The sequence below is a fragment of the Mesorhizobium sp. M1E.F.Ca.ET.041.01.1.1 genome, from assembly GCF_003997355.1.
Classification (GTDB): Bacteria; Pseudomonadota; Alphaproteobacteria; order Rhizobiales; family Rhizobiaceae; genus Mesorhizobium.
Genome location: NZ_RZSL01001014.1, coordinates 1 through 1321, shown reverse-complemented (window position 1 = coordinate 1321; position 1321 = coordinate 1). Strand labels below are relative to the sequence as shown.

The 1321-nt window shown below is 64.5% G+C and carries 1 protein-coding gene and 1 pseudogene; both read left to right on the top strand.

Features of this window, described 5'->3' with window-relative positions; all coding sequences use genetic code 11:
- Window positions 1-715 (top strand): site-specific integrase (locus EOA38_RS36905; protein ID WP_145966306.1); only part of this gene is annotated, 715 nt, incomplete at its 5' end.
- Window positions 716-1321 (top strand): annotated as a pseudogene (locus EOA38_RS36900) (transposase); the annotation flags it as partial.

The window sequence follows — 1321 nt, the reverse complement described above, 5'->3', positions numbered from 1 at the left end:
AACGAGTGCCGGTATACAGCGCAACGAGGATAAAGCGCGCGACCGCCGCACAGGGCGCCACGTCGCGCGCTTTATCCTCGTTGCGCTGTATACCGGCACTCGTTCGGCCGCGATCTGCGGTGCCGCCATCCGTCCGACCGATCGAGTAGGCCATGTCGACCTCGAACGCGGCGTGTTCTATCGTCGCGCAGCTGGTCGCCTCGAGACGAAAAAGCGCCAGCCGCCGGTGCGCCTGCCCGATCGCCTGCTTGCCCATCTACGGCGATGGGCGGTCACGCCGCTGGAGATCAAGACCAAGGGGCGCGGCAAAAGCGCAAACATCGGCCGAATGATCGCCCACGACTACGTCGTGGAGTGGAACGGCAAGCCAGTCCAATCGATTAAGAAAGCTTTCCGCTCAGTGGTCGAGGCTGCCGGGCTCGGCTGGTACGACGATGTTGTAACTCCGGACGGCAGCATCAAGCGTGTGTTCCGCACGGACGTGACGCCGCATATATTCCGCCACACGGCGGCTACCTGGCTAATGCAACAGGGCTCTGATCCCTGGGCGGCTGGCGGCTTTCTCGGGATGACCGTCGAGATACTGATCCAGACGTATGGTCACCATCATCCCGACTTTCAGGCGGATGCCGCCGAGGCGATCGTCTCCAAGTCGCGCTCGCGAAGCCTCCCAAAAAACGTCGTGAGAATGGCGGGAGGGACACCGGATCCTTGATCGCCGGAGCGGCTCGGCTACCGCTCGGGTTACTATGGCCGCACGCTTGTCACCCGGGTCGGCAAGCTCGAGCTGCGGGTTTCGTAGGACGGGCAGGGTCGCTTCTCCACCGAGCTGTTCGAGCGTTACCAGCGTTCGGAGCGCGCCTGGGTGGCGGCTGGCGGAGATGTATGTGCAGGGCGCGTCGACCCGCAAGGTGAAGGCGATAACCGAGGAGCTGTGCGGCCATGCCTTCTCGGCCTCGTCGATCTCGGCCATCAACAAACGCCTGGACGAGAGCCTGGAAGCGTTGCCGAGCGGCCGCTTCAGGAGCCGTTTGCCTATCTCATCCTCGACGCCCGCTACGAGAAGGTGCGCGAAGCCGGCATAGTCATGAGCCAGGCGGTGCTGATCGCGGTCGGCGTGGACGGGCGGCGTCAGATCCTGGCTGTGGAGATGGCCAATCGCGAGAGCCGTTCGGCCTGGAAGGACTTTCTCGTGGCGCTGAAGGCGCGCGGCCTCAAGAGCGTCGAGCTGGTCGTGTCCGACGACCATGCCGGCCTCGTCGCGGCAATCGGCGAGGTGATCCCCGAAGCCGCCTGGCAGCGCTGCTACGTCCACTTCCTC